This window comes from Paenarthrobacter sp. DKR-5 (genome assembly GCF_018531425.1).
GTDB lineage: Bacteria > Actinomycetota > Actinomycetes > Actinomycetales > Micrococcaceae > DKR-5.
Map to the genome: position 1 here is coordinate 24,186 of NZ_JAHBOI010000009.1, position 15,700 is coordinate 39,885.

At 65.7% G+C, this 15,700-nt stretch carries 18 protein-coding genes; 8 read left to right on the plus strand and 10 right to left on the minus strand.

Annotation, left to right across the window (positions count from 1 at the left end; all coding sequences use genetic code 11):
- The first annotated feature begins 31 nt into the window (after positions 1 to 31).
- Positions 32 to 967 carry a DMT family transporter gene (locus KIH31_RS16610; protein WP_250546143.1) on the plus strand — a complete coding sequence of 312 codons (936 nt, stop codon included), beginning with the start codon at positions 32 to 34 and terminating at the stop codon, positions 965 to 967.
- 46 nt (positions 968 to 1,013) lie between these two features.
- On the opposite strand, the gene KIH31_RS16615 is transcribed toward KIH31_RS16610, so the two are convergent.
- Together KIH31_RS16615 and KIH31_RS16620 are read right to left on the minus strand one after the other, a co-directional pair.
- Positions 1,014 to 1,691, minus strand: coding sequence for a response regulator (locus tag KIH31_RS16615; RefSeq protein ID WP_214428258.1), 678 nt, complete (start codon positions 1,689 to 1,691; stop codon positions 1,014 to 1,016).
- A gap of 5 nt (positions 1,692 to 1,696) precedes the next feature.
- Positions 1,697 to 3,310 (minus strand): sensor histidine kinase, encoded by a 1,614-nt coding sequence (locus tag KIH31_RS16620; protein WP_214428259.1) that lies wholly within the window; start codon positions 3,308 to 3,310, stop codon positions 1,697 to 1,699.
- A gap of 236 nt (positions 3,311 to 3,546) precedes the next feature.
- Here KIH31_RS16620 and KIH31_RS16625 point away from each other — a divergent pair, with 236 nt between their 5' ends.
- The 5 genes from KIH31_RS16625 to KIH31_RS16645 all read left to right on the plus strand — a co-directional run bounded on the left by KIH31_RS16625 (position 3,547) and on the right by KIH31_RS16645 (position 7,456).
- Entirely contained in the window at positions 3,547 to 4,395 is an 849-nt protein-coding gene (locus tag KIH31_RS16625; RefSeq protein WP_214428260.1) for an ABC transporter ATP-binding protein, read from the plus strand.
- A gap of 23 nt (positions 4,396 to 4,418) precedes the next feature.
- Positions 4,419 to 5,264: an ABC transporter permease gene (locus KIH31_RS16630; protein WP_214428261.1), complete on the plus strand. Its 846-nt coding sequence runs from the start codon at positions 4,419 to 4,421 to the stop codon at positions 5,262 to 5,264.
- A 65-nt stretch (positions 5,265 to 5,329) separates the two neighbouring features.
- A complete protein-coding gene (locus tag KIH31_RS16635; protein ID WP_214428262.1) occupies positions 5,330 to 6,445 on the plus strand; it encodes an ABC transporter substrate-binding protein in 1,116 nt (371 codons plus the stop codon).
- A gap of 184 nt (positions 6,446 to 6,629) precedes the next feature.
- Positions 6,630 to 7,229, plus strand: coding sequence for a dihydrofolate reductase family protein (locus KIH31_RS16640; RefSeq protein ID WP_214428263.1), 600 nt, complete (start codon positions 6,630 to 6,632; stop codon positions 7,227 to 7,229).
- A 20-nt stretch (positions 7,230 to 7,249) separates the two neighbouring features.
- A complete protein-coding gene (locus KIH31_RS16645) occupies positions 7,250 to 7,456 on the plus strand; it encodes a hypothetical protein (RefSeq protein ID WP_214428264.1) in 207 nt (68 codons plus the stop codon).
- Here the strand turns inward: KIH31_RS16645 and KIH31_RS16650 are convergent.
- Positions 7,424 to 7,672: a hypothetical protein gene (locus KIH31_RS16650; RefSeq protein WP_214428265.1), complete on the minus strand. Its 249-nt coding sequence runs from the start codon at positions 7,670 to 7,672 to the stop codon at positions 7,424 to 7,426. The genes KIH31_RS16645 and KIH31_RS16650 overlap by 33 nt on opposite strands.
- A 77-nt stretch (positions 7,673 to 7,749) precedes the next feature.
- Between KIH31_RS16650 and KIH31_RS16655 the strand changes: the two genes are divergently transcribed.
- Positions 7,750 to 8,568: an Asp/Glu racemase gene (locus KIH31_RS16655; protein ID WP_284676041.1), complete on the plus strand. Its 819-nt coding sequence runs from the start codon at positions 7,750 to 7,752 to the stop codon at positions 8,566 to 8,568.
- Between the two features lie 408 nt (positions 8,569 to 8,976).
- Here KIH31_RS16655 and KIH31_RS16660 read toward each other — a convergent pair whose 3' ends face one another.
- The 7 genes from KIH31_RS16660 to rpsF form a co-directional block, all read right to left on the minus strand.
- The gene (locus KIH31_RS16660; RefSeq protein ID WP_214428266.1) at positions 8,977 to 10,080 is read right to left on the minus strand and encodes an NADH:flavin oxidoreductase; all 1,104 of its coding nucleotides are present in this window, start codon (positions 10,078 to 10,080) and stop codon (positions 8,977 to 8,979) included.
- A gap of 202 nt (positions 10,081 to 10,282) precedes the next feature.
- Positions 10,283 to 11,656: a replicative DNA helicase gene (gene dnaB, locus KIH31_RS16665; protein ID WP_214428267.1), complete on the minus strand. Its 1,374-nt coding sequence runs from the start codon at positions 11,654 to 11,656 to the stop codon at positions 10,283 to 10,285.
- 541 nt (positions 11,657 to 12,197) lie between these two features.
- On the minus strand, positions 12,198 to 12,818 hold the full coding sequence (locus KIH31_RS16670; protein ID WP_214428268.1) for a CE1759 family FMN reductase: 621 nt from the start codon (positions 12,816 to 12,818) through the stop codon (positions 12,198 to 12,200).
- A gap of 177 nt (positions 12,819 to 12,995) precedes the next feature.
- Positions 12,996 to 13,445 carry a 50S ribosomal protein L9 gene (rplI, locus tag KIH31_RS16675; RefSeq protein ID WP_214428269.1) on the minus strand — a complete coding sequence of 150 codons (450 nt, stop codon included), beginning with the start codon at positions 13,443 to 13,445 and terminating at the stop codon, positions 12,996 to 12,998.
- Between the two features lie 19 nt (positions 13,446 to 13,464).
- Positions 13,465 to 13,704 (minus strand): 30S ribosomal protein S18, encoded by a 240-nt coding sequence (gene rpsR, locus KIH31_RS16680; protein ID WP_205161597.1) that lies wholly within the window; start codon positions 13,702 to 13,704, stop codon positions 13,465 to 13,467.
- Between the two features lie 85 nt (positions 13,705 to 13,789).
- Positions 13,790 to 14,314 (minus strand): single-stranded DNA-binding protein, encoded by a 525-nt coding sequence (locus tag KIH31_RS16685; RefSeq protein ID WP_214428270.1) that lies wholly within the window; start codon positions 14,312 to 14,314, stop codon positions 13,790 to 13,792.
- A gap of 63 nt (positions 14,315 to 14,377) precedes the next feature.
- The gene (gene rpsF / locus KIH31_RS16690; RefSeq protein WP_214428271.1) at positions 14,378 to 14,683 is read right to left on the minus strand and encodes a 30S ribosomal protein S6; all 306 of its coding nucleotides are present in this window, start codon (positions 14,681 to 14,683) and stop codon (positions 14,378 to 14,380) included.
- Between the two features lie 190 nt (positions 14,684 to 14,873).
- Between rpsF and KIH31_RS16695 the strand changes: the two genes are divergently transcribed.
- Positions 14,874 to 15,665 (plus strand): carbon-nitrogen hydrolase family protein, encoded by a 792-nt coding sequence (locus KIH31_RS16695; protein WP_214428272.1) that lies wholly within the window; start codon positions 14,874 to 14,876, stop codon positions 15,663 to 15,665.
- Positions 15,666 to 15,700 lie beyond the last annotated feature (35 nt).

Genomic DNA, 15,700 nt, shown 5'->3' on the forward strand with positions numbered 1-15,700 from the left:
CGACGACGGTCGGCAACGGTCTACTGGGGGCATGACGATGTTGCCTCAGAGGCGTGTGAACGGTGCCGGTGGCGGGACCGCCATGGCCGGCGCCGCGATGTGTTGCGTGCAGCTGGGTCTGGCTGCTTCCGTGGAACTCTCCGCCCGCCTTGGTTCTGAAGGGGTGGCCTGGCTGCGCCTGGCATGGGCGGCAGTGATCCTGGTGGCTGTTACCCGGCCTTGGCGCGCCAGGCTCAGCCGCCCAGCCTTGCTGACCTGCCTCTTGCTGGGCGTGGTCACCGCGGGCATGACGCTGCTGTTCATGGCAGCGGCGGTCCGGATATCCCTCGGCATGGCAAGCGCCCTGGAGTTCCTGGGTCCGCTCTCCGTCGCTGTTATCCGCGGCCGCAAGTCCGGGCGCTGGTGGGCGGTGGTTGCAGCGGCCGGCGTCGCCGCCCTGACGGAGCCTTGGCGCGGCGACGCCGATCCGGCCGGGGTGCTCCTGGCACTGGGCGCGGGCGCGTGCTGGGCCGCCTACATTCTGCTCACCCAGCGGGCAGGGGACGAAGTGAACGGCCTGCAGGCATTGGCGGTTTCAATGCCTGCCGCAGCGGCGGTCACGACCCTCATCGCCGGGCCTGCGGTCTTCGGGCGTCTCGACTGGGGACTTCTGCTCACGGGCGCCGGCTTGGCGCTGCTCATGCCGGTGGTCCCCTTCAGCCTCGAGCTGCTCGCCCTGCGCCGGCTGAAGGCCTCCACCTTCGGCACCCTGATGAGCCTGGAACCTGCGATCGCGGCAACCATCGGCTTCGCTGTCCTCGGGCAAGCTCCTGGGCCCGCCGCCGTCACAGGAATCGCTCTCGTGGTGGCGGCAGGCATCGGCGTCACCCTGCAGGACAAGACCGCGCGGGAGCAGCTCATCCTGCCGGCTAACGGGGACGCTGCCCTCGAAGCAGGACACCCCGAGGCGACCCCGTCGCCATCCTGACAGAGTCCGTGCCGGCGCGACGCACTTCTCCGCCGTCGCCCGGGACTTACCGGCCTTGCGCGGGCACGTACGTGTTGACGGGGCGGCCGGTGGCACCGTACTCGAGGTGGAGGCTCACCCGGCCCTTCCGCTCGAGCTCACTCAGATACCGCTGCGCAGTGGGCCGGGAGATGCCAATCAAGTCCGAGACGTGCTGGGCGCCCAGCGGTCGACGGGCAGCAACGACGGCGTCAAGGACCTTCTGCATCGTCGGCGGCAGACGTCGGGCAGACGGGCCGGAGCGCGACCGCGGCAGGGCGGCGCGCTGTGACGCGAACAGGGCGTCCACGTCGGTCTGCCCGGTGATGCGGCGCGACTCGGCGTCCACGCGCCATTTCTGGTAGGCGCGCAACTGCTCGGCAAGCTGCTCGAACCCGAACGGCTTCACGAGGTAGTACACCGCTCCCCCGCGCATTGCCGCGCGCACCGTCGCCACGTCCCGCGCCGCGGTGATGATGATGACGTCCACGTCCCGGCCCGCCTCGCGCAGGGACTGCAGCAGCGAAATGCCGTCTTCGTCCGGAAGGTACACGTCCAGGAGCAGCAGGTCCGGACGCTCACGGCTGATCGCCGCGCGCGCTTCCGCCGCGGTGTGCGCCTCGCCGACGCATTCGTATCCCGGCACCCGCACCACCTGGGAGGCATGGAGCCGCGCAACGCGGTAGTCGTCGTCGACCACGAGCACCCGAATCATCCTTCTGAGCCGCCTTTCGGAATCCACACTTCAAATCGTCCGCCCGGTCCCGCGAACACGTCCATTGTGCCGCCTGCCCGTCGCACGATCCTCGCCACCAGCGCCAGCCCGATGCCGCGCCGCAGCTGCGGTCCGCCCGCGTTGGCGGAGCGCGCGTCCTTTGTCGTGTAGCCGTCCCGCACTACGTCTTCGACGGACCCTGCAGGTACGCCGGGTCCGCTGTCAGACACAGCGACAAAAACGCCGGAGGAATCGTCCAGGGTGAGCGCTACGTCACGCGGGCCGGGGAGGCTTGAGACGGCGTCTATCGCGTTGTCGAGCAGGTTGCCCACGATGGTGAGCAGGTCCTGCGTTCCGAGCCCTGGCTCGCGAAGACGCGATTCGTCGGTGACGGTCACTTGCACGTCCTGCTCCGCGGCGACCGTGATCTTGGCGTGGATGAGCGCCGCGAGCTCCGGCGGCTCGATCCGGGCGCGCAGGCCTTCGCCGAGGGAACGCGAGGTGTCTGCGATGCCGGAGATGAACGAGCGCGCATGTTCGGTCTCGCCAAGGTCGAGCAGGCCGCCCACTGTATGGAGACGATTGGCGTACTCGTGTTCCTGCGCGCGCAAGGCCTCCATAAGCCCTTCCAGCGAGCGCAGGTCCCGGACGAGCGCTTCCACTTCGGTCCGGTCGCGCAGCGTCACGACGGCGCCCACGCTGCGGCCGGCCACGCTGACCGGCATGCGGTTCGCCACGAGCAACGAGTCATCGGTGATCACCGTCTGGTCCGTGCCCGGCACACCGCCGGTGAGGACGTCAAGGAGCCTGCCCGGCGGGATGAGCTCCTCGACCCGGCGGCCGAGCGGGACGTCCTCGAGCTGCAGGAGGCGGCGCGCTTCGCCGTTGATCACGGTGACGCGGCCGGCGTCGTCCAGGCCGACCATGCCCTCGCGGATGCCGTGCAGCAGCGCTTCCCGCTCCTGGAGGAGCGAAGCGATCTCCGCCGGTTCGAGTCCGAACGTGGCGCGCTTGATGGCCCGTGCGAGCAGGAACGAACCTGCACCCCCGATCAGAAGAATGAGCGCCGAATATCCCCCGACCACGCCCGCGTCGCGTGCGAACTGCGTGCTGACAGTGGCTTCGAGGATGCCCACCGAAACCTGTCCCACGACCTTTCCCGAAGCGTCCAGGATCGGAGCCTTGGCGTTGGCCGAGTCGCCGAGGCTGCCATGGTTGGTCCCGACGTGTGACTGGCCGTCCAGTGCCGCCACAGGCTCCTCGAGACGCTTCCCAATGAGCGACGGAGTGGGGTGCGAAAAGCGGACCCCGTCCCTGTCCGTCACGACGACGTAGTCCGTCTGGGCCCGCGTGCGCACACGCTCGGCAATCGCCTGGATGCGGTGCGTCGGGTCGCCGGAGACAACGGCCGCCGCCACCTCCGGCATCTGCGCAACGGACTCCGCGACGCCAAGGGCGCGCAGCCGGAACTGGTCATCGAGGGTCTGGCCGGTGATGCGGCCGGCCACAAGTGCGCCGAGCGCCACCGCAACGGCGAGCAGCACGAGTGTCCACACCAGGATCTGGGATGCGAGCGACCGGGCACGCCACCACCGGCGCGTGCCGCTCATCGCTGGTCCGGGTCAGGGTGTTGAGCAGAAGGCTCAAAAAGTGAATGAAAGCTGGTATTCCTCGCAAGCCACGCAAGCGTGGCTGCACCGTGCCGGCCGTTTCTACGGTGGGTGCAGCAGTTGTGAGTCATGTCACGAAGCGTGAGTGGTCACGAGGCATGAGTAAAGAATCCACCGACAAGGGCGTCGCCGCAAATGTGGCAATTGACGCCCGCTCGACAGAGAGGCCTCACGCTATGGGTGCAACCCACCAACATCGGCCGCCGGGCGAGACCGGCGCCAACGCCGGCATCGGCATTAGCGGGCTGACCAAGCGGTACCTCACCCCCAAGGGCGAGACTTTCACCGCGATCACCGACGTGACGCTGTCGGTCGAACCCGGGCAGTTCTGCTCGATCGTCGGTCCCACGGGTTGCGGCAAGTCCACCACGCTGGCACAGGTTTCCGGGCTGGAACGCCCGAGCGAGGGCTCCGTCCGCGTCGGCGGTCACACGGTTGAAGGCGTCACGAAGGGCGTCAGCTACATGTTCCAGGCTGACGCGCTTTTTCCCTGGAAGAGCGTCCTGAACAACGTAATGATGGGACCGGTCCTCCTTGGCACTCCGAAGCGGGAAGCGACCCTGCTCGCACGGGACTGGCTGCGCCGTGTCGGCCTGGCCGGCTTCGAAGACCGCTACCCGCACCAGCTCTCCGGTGGCATGCGCAAGCGCGTGGCCATGGCGGCGGCCCTCATCAACAACCCCCGGATCCTGCTCATGGACGAGCCTTTCGGCGCGCTCGACGTGCAGACCAAAGCCATCATGCAGAACGAACTGCTGACCCTGTGGGAGGAGCTGCGGCCCTCCGTCCTGTTCATCACGCACGACCTCGACGAGGCCGTGGCCCTGTCGGACCGGGTCGTGGTCATGACCAGCAGCCCCGGAACGGTCAAGGACGTCTTCGACATTGACCTGCCCCGGCCCCGGGGGGACGTCCAGCAGATCCGCCACGAGGAGCGCTTCCTGGAATTGCAGGGCCGGATCTGGGAATCACTCAAGGACGAAGTCACGCGCGCCTACGCCCGAACCGCGGGTGAAGCGGCATGAGCGCCCTCGCCCAAGGGGAAACAGTGACGCCGCAACGACAGGCAGCGGCCGCGGACGCCGGCAAGGCGGCCCACCGACGCCTGACCAGATGGATCTGGGCGGGGCGCGCCATCCTCGCCGTGGCCGTGGTCGGCGGCTGGCAATGGTTCACCGAGGAAGGCTGGGTGGACAAATTCTTCTTCGGCCAGCCCAGCGAGATCTGGAACAGCCTCGTCAAGCTCTTCACCGAAGGAACCGCCTTCGGGACCATCTGGGAGAACCTGTGGGTCACCATGCAGGAGGCAATCCTGGGCTTCCTGCTCGGCACGCTCGTCGGCGTGGTGCTCGGCATCCTGCTCGGCTCGAACAAGTACCTCTCGGCCGTCGTCGGGCCGTACATCAGGATCGTTAACTCCATCCCCCGCATTGTGCTCGGGTCGATCTTCATCGTCGCGTTCGGGCTGGGCGTGTTCCCGAAGGTGCTGCTCGCCGCGGTGCTCGTGTTCTTCGTCGTCTTCTTCAACGCCTTCCAGGGCGTGCGCGAGGTGGACCAGAACCTGGTCGCCAACGTCCGCGTACTCGGCGCCACCCCCGTCCAGGTCGCCATCCACGTGACCATCCCGTCGGCGATGACCTGGATCATCGCGAGCCTCCACACCGCCTTCGGTTTCGCCATCATCGGCGCGTTGGTCGCGGAGGTGCTCGGCGCCCAGCAAGGTGTGGGGCTGATCATCAGCCAGGCCCAGGGCACCTTCGACCCGAACACGGTCTTTGCCTGCATGGTGATCATCGCCGTGATCACGCTTGGTGCCGAGTACCTGATCAGCCTGCTGGAACATTCCGTCCTGAAATGGCGGCCGCCGAACAGGTCAGAATCCCAGGCCATCTGACACCTTCGGCTTCACCCCGGAAAACCTGCAATACCCCTTACGAAAAGAAAAGGAAAAGTGCCCCAATGATGAAGCACAAGATCTACGTTGCCGCCACCGTGGGAGCGGTCGCCCTCAGCCTCGCAGCCTGCGGCAACAACTCCGCGGCGAGCAGCCCGGCGACGGCGGGGTCCGCCAGTGCCGCGGCCGCGGACAGCTCGGCGATGCCCACGGTCAAGCTGATGGTCGGCGGGATCGACAAGCAGATCTACCTCCCCTACCAGCTCGCCGAAGGGCTGGGCAATTACCAGAAGTACGGGGTGAAGGTCGAGCTCTCGACCGAGCAGAACGGCGGCGTCGGGGCCGAGGATGCGATGGCCTCCGGCCAGGTGGACATGGCCGGAGCCTGGTACATCCACACGGTCGACTTCCAGTCCAAAGGCAAGAATGTCATCAACCTCGTACAGCTCTCCGGCGCACCGGGTGAACGCATCATGTGCAGCCCCAAGGCGAACGTCCACTCCGCGGCGGACCTCCGCGGCAAGACCGTCGGTGTGACCGACCTCGGCTCCGGCACCGATGAACTCACCCAGTTCATCGCCTCCCAGGCCGGCGTCACCAAGAAGGACTACCACACCATCGCGGTCGGGGCCGGAGCCACCGCCATCGCTGCCATCCAGCGCGGCTCCGCCGACTGCGTGATGACCACCCAGCCGACAGTGGGGGCACTCGAAAGCAAGAACCTGGCAGTCCCCGCGGTTGACCTTGCGACCTCGGACGGAGCCAAAGCCGCCCTTGGCGGCGCGTGGCCGGCGGCAGGCGTCCTGGCTCGGGCCGACTGGGTCAGTGCCCATCAGGACGCGGCCCAGAAAGTCGTCGACGCCCTCGTGGACACGCTGCACTGGATCAGCACCCACTCGGCCGCGGAAATTGCTGACAAGCTGCCGGCCTCCTTCGTGCAGAACGCCACCATCTCCAAGGACCAGTACGTCTCGGCCCTGAACACGGACAAGGCCCAGTTCCTGCCCGACGGCATCATGCCCGCGGGCGGCCCGAAGGTGATCTTTGCGATGGAGAAGCAGAACGGCGTCGACACCTCCAAGATCAACTTCACCGACACCTTCACCAACAAGTACGTGGACGCGGCGCTCAAGCTCGAGGGCTATTCGGCGACGACGACGCCGGCCGGCTCCAACGGCTGACGGCACGACGTCCGCAGACAGTCAAGGCGGCCCTGCACCTTCTCGCCGAAGGTGCAGGGCCTCTTGGGCCGTCCGGCTGCGGCCCGTTGACCCGTAACGGGTCACGGAGCAAGCATTGACGACATCGTCGGTCTGCACCGGGTCGGTCTGCATCGAGTCGGTCTGCATCGAAAGGACGGGAGCGATGGGAAAGGTCATTGTGATCAACCACCTGACGCTCGACGGGGTCATGCAAGGCCCTGGCCGTCGGGACGAGGACACGAGGGGTGAGTTTGGGCACGGCGGCTGGGCCGCCCCGTACGCGGACGACGCGATGGTCGCCCGAATGGGCGAGCGGATGGGTGCTGACCACGCCTTCCTGTTCGGGAGGCGCACCTACGATCAGCTCCTCTCGTCCTGGAACGCGCGGGGCGGTCCGTTCAAGGAGGCCCTGAACGAGACTCATAAATACGTCGCCTCAAGCAATCCCGCGGCGAGACTCGAGTGGCCGAACTCAACCCTTCTGAGCGGCGACGTTCCGGCTTCGGTGGCGGAACTCCGCCAGAGGTCGGGCACCAATCTCGTCATCATGGGCAGCGGCGTGCTCATCGGCTCCCTGATGGCCGCGGAGCTGATCGACGAGTACCTCCTCATGATCTACCCGCTGGTGCTCGGTACCGGACGCCGGCTCTTTGAGGGCGCCGGAAAAGCACCGCTGCGGCTCATCGAGGGCAGCACCACAACCACCGGGGTGTGGATGGCCCTGTACGAACCGGATCCGCTGGAGGAAAACCTGCAGCGCTGAGCGGGGTGGAGATAGGGATTATGCGCAGCACCCCGACCCAGAAAGTAGAGGCGGAGGCCGATTCCTACCAGGAGGACAAGGCTCCGCTGGAGGCGCAGATCCCGGAGGGCTGGCAGCTGCACGCCGTGGTCATCAATAGCTGGCAGGCCGCTACTACTCCCCCTTTGGACACGGCCGGGGGCTCGGTGACGGGTTCAATGAGTTCGGGCCCCGTTGTTGAGTGCTGACCCGACCTTCTTGTCCACTTCCCGCAGGACCAGGTGCGGTTCGGGGATGTTGAGCAGCAGCTTCTGGACGCCTTCCTTGTCTTTCAGGTCAGGGTCGAGCCAGGACGCCTGCGCCCTACCGCCATCGGCAGGACGAAGCGAGCCGATGCCCCCGAACCAGCCTCGGCCTAATGAGGCGACGGCGGCGCGGATCAGGTTGACATTCCGTTCGACCACCCACATCATGAGATCAGACCCAGAATATGGGATGAACACCCCGTCAGCACCGAGTCAACACACCGTCGTGGAGAACTATGAGCACCCCCGAAATCACTTGTGAAACCGACGCCGAGCCCAGGCAATCGGGCGCGTCGCGAGTCGGCTTGATCGTTCCTAGTTCCAACACCACCATGGAGACCGAGCTTCCCGAGCTTTTCCGCCGCCAGTCTGAAGCCACCGGCCACAAGTACACCTTCCATTCCGCCAGAGCGGGCATGAAGAACGTCAACCGTGAAGAGCTTCTCGCGATGGTGAACAAAGCGGCCGGCTGTGCGGAAGCAGTGTCGGACGCAGACGTGGACGTCATCGCCTACGCCTGCCTCGTAGCTGTCATGGCACAGGGCCCGGGGGCACACGCCGGATCCGAAGAAGTGATCGCTGCTGCTGCCGCGGGGAACGGACACCCGGCGCCGGTCACCAGCAGCGCGGGAGCGCTGGTGCGAACCCTGCACGAGCTGGGCGCACGCAAGGTTGCGATGATCACCCCGTACATGAAGCCCTTGACACGGATGGTTGTGGACTACATCGAGGCCGCAGGAATATCCGTCCTGGATGCGACCAGCCTTGAGGTTGCGGACAACCTCGCCGTGGGCTGTTTGGACCCGCAGAACCTCCCCGGCATTGCACGTAACCTCAAGCTCGAAGGCGCCGAGGCCATCGTGCTTTCGGCCTGCGTCCAAATGCCCTCCCTCCCGGCAGTCCAAGCCGTTGAAGATGAACTCGGGCTGCCTGTCATCACTGCGGCGACGGCCACAACGTACGAAATTCTGAAAGCCCTCGGACACACGCCGACCATCACTGGCGCCGGCAGCCTTCTCTCCGGGACCCGCACCCGGACCGACGCGACCTTCTAGACGGAAGCCCTTGGAGGCTGCGAAACGCGGAAAGCCCGGTCGGATCCAAGAAACATCGGCCGGCGTGGCAATCAGGAACTAGTTGATTGCGTGCTCTGTCTTTTCCTTTGCTCAACCGTTTTCTAGACGTCGATGAACCTATAGTTATCCCGCAGCCTGCGAGCAGAAACGCGGGCGGCCACGAGCGATTGTCGGATTTCACGGGTTCGCAAGGGATGCGACCGTGGGAACGCGTATGACCAAGGGCCAGAATTGGAAGGTTGGCTTTAACATCTGCCGGCAACCCGGGCCGCTGAGCTCTCGGGTGAGCAGCAACGGGGCGCTGGCAGGCCGCCCAGTCCCGGCTGCCGGCGGCCTGTGCGGGACGACAATCGGGGGAGCGTAAGCAGTCTGTTTGAAAACCTCCTCTTATGCTGGCTGTTCCAGTTCCCAATCCTTCACGTCAGCCAGAGGCGCGAACACACCGGGGTCCAGCTCATTCAGGTCTGCGTTGGCCCGGGCACGGTGGGGCCAGTCCCTGGTCGCCAGGGCGGCCTTCCCCAGGGCGGCGACGTCCGCCTGCCCTTCCGCGATCAGGGCGGCGGCCGTTTCAGGGTCGTCCAGGTTCCCGTTGGCAATGATCGTCAGCCCGGAATACTGCTTGGCAAGGGAGGCGAGTGAAGGGCCATTTTCATCGAAGGCAGGGGCAGCGGCCCGATATTCGGTGGTGTGGATGTAATCGATGCCCGCGGTGGCCAACGCTGTGAAAATCGTTCGTGCTTCCTCGACCCCGCCGGTCCACTTGTGGGCGTAATCGCTGACCTTTCCCTGAGAAATCCGGATCCCGACGGTCATGTCCGGACCCGCCGCGTCACGGACAGCGCGGGCAATCTCGACAGCGAACCTCGCCCTGTTCTCCGGGCTCCCGCCGTACTCATCTGTTCGCCGGTTGAGGTAGTCGGTCAGGAACTGATCAAGGAGGTAGCCGTTCGCCCCGTGAATCTCGACCCCGTCGAAACCCGCGGCTTTGGCGTTCAGAGCCGCCATGACAAACCCCTCAAGCACCTGATCCATCTGCTCCCGCGTCGCAGCGAGCGGCACACGGTAGGGTCCTTCTCCCCGGTAGAAACCCAGTTGTTCCCCCTTCGGTGCCACAGCAGACGGCCCGATCGTCGACTCCACGAACCGGTTGCCCTGGGACTGCGCCCCGGCATGCATCAGCTGCGCGAAGATCCGCGCGTCGCGGGCGTGGACAGCATCAACGACAGGCTTCCAGGCCTCGGTCTGTTCCTGCGTGGCGAGCCCGGGCTGGTGAAGGTATCCCTGGCTGTAGGCCGTATCGGTGTAAATGCCTTCGGTGATCAGCAGCCCGAAACCGCCTCGCGCAAACCGGGAATAGTAAGAGACCATCCGGTCCGTAGCGCGGCCGTCCTCCATAGCACTGACTCGCGTCATGGGCGCTAGGGCAACGCGGTTCGACAATTCGGTTGAACCGAGACGGGCCGAGGTAAAAAGTGGATCAAGAAGAGACATAAGGTGAGGTCCTCGCATATCTAGGGATTACATGCCGTCCATCTGCAGCCGACGCGGACACTACGCATAAAGCACCAAGGACGGCATCTATTCCCCCAAGGCAACGACTAAGTCCCGGGGGCCGCCCCGTCGCGGCAACGACTGTTCTCATCGTCTCCGCATCTCCAAAGTGGGTCGGCCTCAACCCGGAAACCGACGTCTGCTACCCGTGTTCGCTGGCCATGTTGGAGAAGCGGGAGTAGTGGCCCTGGAAACCGACGACGATTGTCTTGGTGGGACCGTTACGGTGCTTGGCGACGATGACGTCGGCCTCGCCGGCGCGGGCGGATTCCTTGTCGTAGATATCCTCGCGGTGGAGCAGGATGACCATGTCGGCGTCCTGCTCGATGGAGCCGGACTCGCGCAGGTCCGAGACCATCGGCTTTTTGTCGGTGCGCTGCTCGGAACCACGGTTCAGCTGTGACAGGGCAATCACCGGGACCTGCAGCTCCTTGGCGAGCAGCTTCAGCGCACGGGAGAACTCGGAGACTTCCTGCTGGCGGGACTCGACGCGCTTTCCGGAGCTCATCAGCTGCAGGTAGTCCAGCACGACGAGCTTGAGGTCGTGCTGCTGCTTCAGCCGCCGGCACTTGGCGCGGATCTCCATCAGGGACATGTTGGGGCTGTCGTCGATGAACAGGGGTGCGTCGTTCATGCGGCCCATGGTGGTCGCAATCTTCGACCACTGCTCGTCCTTGATGGTGCCCTTGCGCAGGTCCTGCAGGCTGATCGTCGCTTCGGCCGAGAGCAGGCGCATGGCGATCTCATTACGCCCCATTTCGAGCGAGAACATGACAGTGGCCAGGTTGTGCTTGATGGCGGCGGAGCGGGCGAAGTCCAGGGCGAAGGTGGACTTGCCGACGGCGGGGCGGGCGGCGATCACGATCATCTGCCCGGGGTGCAGGCCATGGGTGAGCTCGTCGAGTTCATAGAAGCCTGTGGGCACGCCGACCATGCCTTCACCGCGGTGCCCGGAGGCCTCGATTTCATCCACGGTGGACTCCATGACGTCCTTCAGCGGAACGTAGTCCTCGGCCGTCCGCTTCTCGGCGACAGCGTAGACCTCGGCCTGGGCCTGGTTGACGATGTCGTCCACCTCGCCGTCCTGGCTGTAGCCCATCTGGACAATCCGCGTGCCTGCATTGACGAGACGGCGCAGCACGGCACGTTCGCGGACGATCTCGGCATAGAAGCCCGCGTTCGCGGCGGTGGGCACCGACTGGATCAGCTCATGCAGGTAGGCGGGCCCTCCAACGCGGCCGATCTCGCCGCGCTTAGTGAGCTCGTCGGCCACGGTCACGGCGTCGGCAGGCTCACCCCTGCCGTACAGGTCAAGCACGGCCTCGTAGATGCTCTCGTGCGCCGGGCGGTAGAAATCGGGCCCGCGCAGCACCTCGACGACGTCGGCAATGGCGTCCTTGGAGAGCATCATGCCTCCGAGGACGCTCTGCTCGGCAACGACGTCCTGCGGCGGCGTTCGGGCGAAATCCGGTTCCCGGGAGGATGTTCCTACTGAGTCGAGATGTGCTATCGACATGTCCCGGCGGACCTCCTAGGCATCGCGTGGCTGACCACTCCAGGCGGCGTCGGCCGCCGCCGCACCCTTTCTATCGCCTGGCCCCGACAGTGGCGTGAACGCCTCCGCCGTTTGACGGGGAAGTTCCGCGGTCGGGGTCAGGTGCGGGGGTACGAAGTCACGTTAGTTCCCAGCAGAACCAGCTCCAAGCCCACAGAACACAGGGGCTGTGGATAAGTTGGGGATATCCGCCCCGCTTGTGTGCACAGGCTGGGGAGAAGACTGTGGATATAGGATCTGCGGTTTCAGAAACAGCGGGCTGACCTGCGGATACACTCTTCACATGCTGTGGAGGAAAAGAAGTTGAAAGAATTTTTTCATCCACAGCTTCTCTGTTGACAAACGCAGCGACGGCCCTTACCGGAAGGTAACTTGGGCCACTTTCCACAGCCCGGCCCTGGCCGAGGCGGCTGTCAGCAGGGCATATGTGGCCGGCGGTATCGGTCCGGGCCCGAATGTACCCGGACGATCATGCTTCCGCGCCAACGGCAGCCCCGACCGGTCAGCGGGACAGCCCCGCCATGAGGTCCTCGAACGAGGCGCCGTCGACCTCCCGGCGGGGGTGCGCGGGCCGGGCTGTACCGAGCGCCTCGGAGAGCTCACGACCGGCGCGCGCAATGCGCCCCGAGAGCTGGCCGACGCCATTCTCTCCGGCACCCCAGTCCTCCGGCGCTGCGTAGACAGCGGTGGGGACGACGCTCGCCCGCAGGTAGCTGAACAACGGCCGGAGCGCGAAGTCAAGCACCATGGAATGCCGCGATGTCCCGCCGGTGGCCCCCATCAGCACCGGCTTGCCCTCCAGGGCCTTGTTGTCCACCAGGTCAAAGAAGGACTTGAACAGGCCGCTGTAGGAGGCGCTGAAGACGGGCGTGACGGCGATCAGCGCGTCGGCCTCCTCCACCTGCCGCAGCGCTGCGGCCAAGCGCGGCGCTGCATAGCCGGTCACGAAGCGGTTCGCGATGTCCACCGCCAGGTCGCGCAGTTCAATGACCTCGATGCTCGCCAGGCCGCCCGCGTCGGCGACCGCGCGCCCGGCAGCGGCCGCAAGCTGGTCCGCCAGCAGCCGGCTCGACGACGGCCTGGCCAGACCCGCCGAAACAACAGTGATGGTGCGCTCGCTCATTGCGCTTCTCCTCTCCCCCGGCAAAGCCGGTACATGCATTTGCATCTACGAGGGTCAACGCGGCGAGGTGCCGCGGTATTCCAGCAGGAGACGCCGGGGTGCCCCACACCGTCGCCCGAGCAAAAAGGGCCTCTGTCCGAAGACAGAGGCCCTTCAGTCCTGCAAGGGGACGCGGAACTAGCCCGCGACAACCTCGAGGTCGATCACAGCGGCGACGTCCTCGTGCAGACGGACGTTGGCCTGGTAGGAACCGACCGACTTGATGTGTGCCGGCAGTTCGACCTTGCGCTTGTCGATGGCGCCGAGGCCAGCAGCCTCAACAGCCTTCGCGACGTCCTCGGCCTTCACGGTGCCGAACAGGCGTCCGGACTCGCCGGCCTTGACGACCAGCTTGACCGTCTTGGAACCGAGAGCCTGGGCCTGGGCCTGGGCGTCTTCCAGCGTGGCGTGCTCGCGTGCAACGCGGGCGGCCTTGATGGATTCAACCTGCTTCTCGCCACCCTTGGTCCAGGTGAGGGCGAAGCCGCGGGGCAGAAGGTAGTTACGGGCGTAACCGTTCTTCACCTCAACAACATCGCCAGCAGCACCGAGACCGGTGACTTCGTGGGTCAGAATGAGCTTTGCCATGTTCTTCTATCTCCTTCGCTTAGCCGCGGCCTGCGCCGGAGTAGGGCAGCAGTGCAACTTCGCGGGCGTTCTTGATCGCCAGGGCGATCTTGCGCTGTTCCTGCACGGTCACGCCGGTGACGCGACGGGCACGGATCTTTCCGCGGTCGGAGATGAACTTGCGCAGCAAGGCGACGTCCTTGTAGTCGATGACAGTGATGTCAGCGGCCTTCAAGGGGTTGGACTTTGGTTTGGGCTTACGGAGTTCAGCCTTAGCCATCGTGGAGCTCCTTAGTATCTAGTGGAGCCCGCAGACACCGTGTCCGCGGGATGGTGGTGACGGCGGGACGCCGTCGGGGTGGTGCTTAGAAGGGAGGTTCGGAATCCTGGCCGTTGCCCCAGCCGGACGAGCCACCGGAGGGCGCGCCCCACGGGTCTTCCTGCTGGGAGGACTGGCCGCCCCAGCCGGAGTTGCCTTGGCCGGAGTTGTTGCCGCCGAAGCCGCCGCCGCCCTGTCCGCCGGAGCGCTGGGTGCGGTTGACCTTGGCGGACGCGTAGCGCAGCGAGGGGCCGATCTCGTCGACCTCCAGCTCGATAACGGTGCGCTTCTCGCCTTCTTTTGTTTCATAGGAACGGGACTTCAGCCGGCCGTTGACGATCACCCGGGTGCCCTTGGTCAGGGACTCGGCGACGTTTTCGGCAGCCTCGCGCCAGACCGATGCGCGCAGGAACAGCGTTTCGCCGTCCTTCCACTCATTGGACTGCCGGTCGAAGGTGCGCGGAGTGGACGCAATGGTGAAGTTGGCCACTGCCGAGCCGGACGGGGTGAACCGCAGTTCCGGGTCGCTGGTGAGGTTACCAATGACCGTGATAGTGGTTTCGCCTGCCATCTACTGCCTCCTAAGTTCTGTTCCGAATAAACCGTTGGGAATAAGCCAATCAGGTGCCACCGACTATTCGGCGGAAACCTTCTGGTCTTCCGGACGGATGATCTTGGTGCGCAGGATGGTCTCGTTGAGGCCAAGCTGGCGGTCCAGTTCCTGGGCGGTAGCCGGCGCAGCGGTGAAGTTCACCACGGCGTAGATACCCTCGGACTTCTTCTTGATGTCGTACGCCAGACGGCGACGACCCCAGATGTCCACCTTGTCGATGGTGCCACCATCGTTGCGGACAACATTGAGGAACTTGTCGAGCGACGGCTCAACGGTACGCTCGTCGACCTCGGGGTCGATGATTACCATCAATTCGTAAGGACGCATATGTGAACCCACCTCCTCTGGGCTAAGCGGTTACGGTCCTTCCGTAACAGGAGGTTCAATGCGAATATGCGGCGACGGCGGGGCGGAAGACTTCCGCTGCCGGGCGCCAGCACAGACTTCCCTATGCTACCGGAAAAGCGTTGGCGGCGGCGACACGGCCTAGGCTTGTGGAAAAGGAAGAGGAGATCCCATGCGAGTGGCTCTTGCCCAGATCGTGACCGGGCGCGACCCCGAGGCCAATCTCCGGCTGCTCGACGAGCACGCCGGGCGGGCCAAGGAGGCCGGCGCCGAGCTCGTGGTGTTCCCGGAAGCCTCCATGCGGGCCTTCGGCAACTCCCTGACGGACATCGCCGAAAGCCTGGACGGCCGGTGGGCGCAGGGTCTGCGGGACGTTGCCGCCCGGCACGGGATCGCCGTCGTCGCCGGGATGTTCACCCCGGCTGCCGGGGGCAAGGTGCGCAACACCTTGCTGGCAACGGGCTCCGGCATCGAGGCGCATTACGACAAGATCCACCTTTACGACGCCTTCGGGTTCTCGGAGTCGGACACTGTCGAAGCCGGCGACGCGGTCAGCACCTTCACGCTGGGCGGCGTCACCTTCGGTCTTGCCACCTGCTACGACGTGCGCTTCCCGGCCCTGTTCACCGCCAATGCGCGGGCGGGTGCCCACATCAACATCCTCTGCGCCTCCTGGGGGGCCGGGCCCGGCAAGACCGACCAGTGGGACCTGCTGGTGCGGGCCCGTGCGCTCGACAGCACCACGTTCGTCCTCGCCTGCGGACAGGCTGATCCGGCTGCCGCCGGCATCGAGACCCGCGGCACGGCTCCCACGGGCATCGGGCACAGCGCCGTCGTCGGCCCCGACGGGACGGTGCTGGCCCGGCTCGACGGCGCCCCGGGGCTTCTCGTGGCCGACGTCGACCCAGGTGCTGTGGAACAGGTCCGGAAGACGCTTCCGGTGCTGGCCAACGCCCGGCTCTGAGCAGCACGCGCGTCGAGCGGGCGGCAACGGCGACC

What these genes read in the sequence shown, in the direction of transcription:
- KIH31_RS16610 (WP_250546143.1), top strand. Translation starts at nt 32, where the DNA reads ATGACGATGTTGCCTCAGAGGCGTGTGAACGGTGCCGGTGGCGGGACC.
- KIH31_RS16620 (WP_214428259.1), bottom strand. Translation starts at nt 3,310, where the DNA reads ATGAGCGGCACGCGCCGGTGGTGGCGTGCCCGGTCGCTCGCATCCCAG.
- KIH31_RS16625 (WP_214428260.1), top strand. Translation starts at nt 3,547, where the DNA reads ATGGGTGCAACCCACCAACATCGGCCGCCGGGCGAGACCGGCGCCAAC.
- KIH31_RS16635 (WP_214428262.1), top strand. Translation starts at nt 5,330, where the DNA reads ATGATGAAGCACAAGATCTACGTTGCCGCCACCGTGGGAGCGGTCGCC.
- KIH31_RS16640 (WP_214428263.1), top strand. Translation starts at nt 6,630, where the DNA reads ATGGGAAAGGTCATTGTGATCAACCACCTGACGCTCGACGGGGTCATG.
- KIH31_RS16645 (WP_214428264.1), top strand. Translation starts at nt 7,250, where the DNA reads ATGCGCAGCACCCCGACCCAGAAAGTAGAGGCGGAGGCCGATTCCTAC.
- KIH31_RS16655 (WP_284676041.1), top strand. Translation starts at nt 7,750, where the DNA reads ATGAGCACCCCCGAAATCACTTGTGAAACCGACGCCGAGCCCAGGCAA.
- KIH31_RS16660 (WP_214428266.1), bottom strand. Translation starts at nt 10,080, where the DNA reads ATGTCTCTTCTTGATCCACTTTTTACCTCGGCCCGTCTCGGTTCAACC.
- dnaB (WP_214428267.1), bottom strand. Translation starts at nt 11,656, where the DNA reads ATGTCGATAGCACATCTCGACTCAGTAGGAACATCCTCCCGGGAACCG.
- KIH31_RS16670 (WP_214428268.1), bottom strand. Translation starts at nt 12,818, where the DNA reads ATGAGCGAGCGCACCATCACTGTTGTTTCGGCGGGTCTGGCCAGGCCG.
- rplI (WP_214428269.1), bottom strand. Translation starts at nt 13,445, where the DNA reads ATGGCAAAGCTCATTCTGACCCACGAAGTCACCGGTCTCGGTGCTGCT.
- rpsR (WP_205161597.1), bottom strand. Translation starts at nt 13,704, where the DNA reads ATGGCTAAGGCTGAACTCCGTAAGCCCAAACCAAAGTCCAACCCCTTG.
- KIH31_RS16685 (WP_214428270.1), bottom strand. Translation starts at nt 14,314, where the DNA reads ATGGCAGGCGAAACCACTATCACGGTCATTGGTAACCTCACCAGCGAC.
- rpsF (WP_214428271.1), bottom strand. Translation starts at nt 14,683, where the DNA reads ATGCGTCCTTACGAATTGATGGTAATCATCGACCCCGAGGTCGACGAG.
- KIH31_RS16695 (WP_214428272.1), top strand. Translation starts at nt 14,874, where the DNA reads ATGCGAGTGGCTCTTGCCCAGATCGTGACCGGGCGCGACCCCGAGGCC.